Genomic DNA, 2779 nt, shown 5'->3' with positions numbered 1-2779 from the left:
AGAAGGCCGCGCTCTTCTACGTACCCACCGGAACCGGCGTGACTATCACATAACCGAATATCCGGTCATAGCTCGATCTTGCGAATGCCCTGGTGGGGGCGGGGGCAGTCATGCGGCCGATCGTCTCGGAAACGTCCCGTAATCCGGACCACGCCGCGCCGATTGCGGGACGGTTTTTGGAACTCGCCGCCCCGCATGAGTCCCTTGCGGAGGCGATCGCGCCAGGGTGTCCCGCAAGTGAGCGTTTCCGGGACCCCTCAGCTCGAACCAAGATCACCCTTAGCGCGACTTTCCCGAACGTTGGTCCGCCGTCCCGAGCCCTCGGAGCGGCTAGACCGCCTCAGCGTGGGGGGCGAGCCGGGAGCCGCCGCGGGCGTCTTACGCTCATCAGTCGACGGCGCTGCTCGGTCCCTCCGTGCCAGGGCTATTGCGTAGTCCGTTCGCGCAGGTCAGCACCAGTGCAGCCCCCATCGTGGCAGTCCTGGTCCATTGGCCTGCGGGAGCTGCAGGCCTTCGGTCGCATCACTTCCGCTTCGGCGCCCAGCCGAGTCGACCACCTGCACCGGACGGTTGACCGCGAGTTCCCGCAGGTCAGCCGGCCATCAAGCGACTACGCAATAGCCCTGCCCCCCGTGCTGGCAGCGCTGCGGTGAGGGGATAGAACGGACGGCTCCGCGAGGGTGAGCCGGGGCCGTCCGTTCGCACCGTTTGACGGCGGCGCTGCCGCGGCCTGCGCTGGCAAGGAGAACGCGGCTTCGCGTCCCTGGTCGGACGCTGGAAAACGCCACGCCCCACGAACATCAGCCCATGCCGAACCGGCGACATCGTCGCCGCCGCTCTACGCCTGACCCACTTCGAGTACAAATATTTGCAGGAAAGTCGCTGAGATCACTTCAATAGCCCTGGTGCTCGATGCCGTTAGCTACCAGCGAACTCGCCGCCGACGCCACCAAGCCCGCTCACGCTGGTTCCACCAGCGCATCCCGACTCAACCGCGCATACGACCTGGTCAACTAGCCAATGGCGGCTGCCGTACGACGAGGGCGACCGAGACGACGTGACGAATTCGAGCCCCAGCAGGGCGGTCAGGCCAGCAACAGGTACGCAGAACTCTGTCCAGTTCACCGATTCACTATCGTTGTTGCCTGGCAACGGGAGTATTTGACTTGACTATATCCGATGCGGCATCTGTCCCTACTGCAATAGCAGCCATTGCCGCCCCTGCCTGGGGATTGCCTGACGCAAACAATGCCGCAGAAGCAACGGTGCTCCCGATGGCTGCCGTCTTCCAAAGGCCGGCTGCCAATGCTCGTGAATCATCGGGATCGACCGTCGGCATCGCAGCGGCTGCGACAGCCCCCTTAGCGGTAAGCGAAGCAGTTATCCCAAAAACGGCTTTGGCAGCAGGATTGGGGATCATAACCGACGCAGCTGTACTAACAGCTGCCAACGCAGCGATCGGTAGTGCTGGGTGATCGAGGGGGCCTAGGCGATCTTCGGGCTGACGTTCGGGCAACTTGGTTCTCCCGTGTTGGAGTAGTTAGGGCCTTGGGGTGGGTGATCGTTGAAACGTATGAACCGTGGGCCCAGGTTCAATACCCGCCACGTAGCATGAGTTGATCTTGAGATTGGCCTGCGGTTGGGTGTGGTCACCCAGGGCTATTGCGTAGTCCGTTCGCGCAGGTCAGCACCAGTGCAGCCCCCATCGTGGCAGTCCTGGTCCATTGGCCTGCGGGAGCTGCAGGCCTTCGGTCGCATCACTTCCGCTTCGGCGCCCAGCCGAGTCGACCACCTGCACCGGACGGTTGACCGCGAGTTCCCGCAGGTCAGCCGGCCATCAAGCGACTACGCAATAGCCCTGTGTGGTCACCCCAGGGCGATTGCGTAGTCCGTTCGCGCAGAGTACGTCGACGGCGTCACCCCGGTGCAGGTGCCGCCGCTGGACAGCGAGCCGATGGTCCCGCGCGGCGTGCGGCTGCCGGTCAGCATCGACGCCCGGGTCGAGGCGGCGGCGAAGGCGGCCGGGGTGAAGCCGTCGACGTGGATCCGGCAGTGCATCGAGGTCGGGCTCACCGAGCAGGAGCACGACCGGCCCGTCTCCCTCGCGGCGCTGCGCCGCGCGATCGCCCACGCCACCCAGGAGTCCCCCCGCGCCGCCTGACCACCGCCTCCTGAACGCCGGGGCCGTGTGAGCGCGGGCCCCGGTTGTGGGCGGCCCCGAGATTCCGTTGGGCCCGCGGAGTCGCGGGCCTTCCCTGGTAAGGCCCGCGAGTCGGGAGAGATTTGTCACCTTCGGTGACGAGTCAATGACTGGTAGATAATTTGGCTTGATGGCATTCGATGACATCGACGCAATGGCCACGCGAGACACCTTGATCGATCTGCTGACCAGGGATATCGATCAAGGGCTCAGGCTTGCTGTCCAACGGGCGGCCGCCATGGAGGCTCAATACGGCCCAGCGGCAGCGACGTGCTGGGGCGCGTTGAGCGGCCAGTTAATCGAAGCCGCGGTGCTGGCCGACCTTCTATCCAACCCGAGAGCAGGGCGCGGCGCGGGGCTGGAACCCGTGTTCCGGTCTTGATCCGTCAGCCGGAGACTGCCTGGTCGGGCGGGTTCGACTGCGCGGCTCGGTGGTGCGCGGCCGAGGCCACCAGGACGACATCGCCGCCAGCGGCACGGACTGGGCCCCGCGCTTGGGTAGCTGTCCCAGCACCGCAAATATTTGATCTTGGTGTTTAGGTGTCGTAGGAGACGGATTGGCCCCGCGCAGCGTTGTTG

General features: G+C 65.2%; 2 protein-coding genes. Both read left to right on the top strand.

From position 1 onward, the window contains the following. The first annotated feature begins 1924 nt into the window (after window positions 1–1924). Window positions 1925–2161, top strand: a complete 237-nt coding sequence (locus tag AB0H52_RS31685; RefSeq protein ID WP_151492808.1) for a hypothetical protein — start codon at window positions 1925–1927, stop codon at window positions 2159–2161. Between the two features lie 169 nt (window positions 2162–2330). Continuing rightward, window positions 2331–2582: a hypothetical protein gene (locus tag AB0H52_RS31680; protein WP_151492807.1), complete on the top strand. Its 252-nt coding sequence runs from the start codon at window positions 2331–2333 to the stop codon at window positions 2580–2582. The last annotated feature ends 197 nt before the right edge of the window (window positions 2583–2779 follow it).

The organism is Micromonospora sp. NPDC050695, from assembly GCF_040654415.1.
Taxonomy (GTDB): Bacteria; Actinomycetota; Actinomycetes; order Mycobacteriales; family Micromonosporaceae; genus Micromonospora.
The sequence above is the reverse complement of the archived record's forward strand: the minus strand, read 5'-3'. Positions and strand labels throughout refer to the sequence as shown.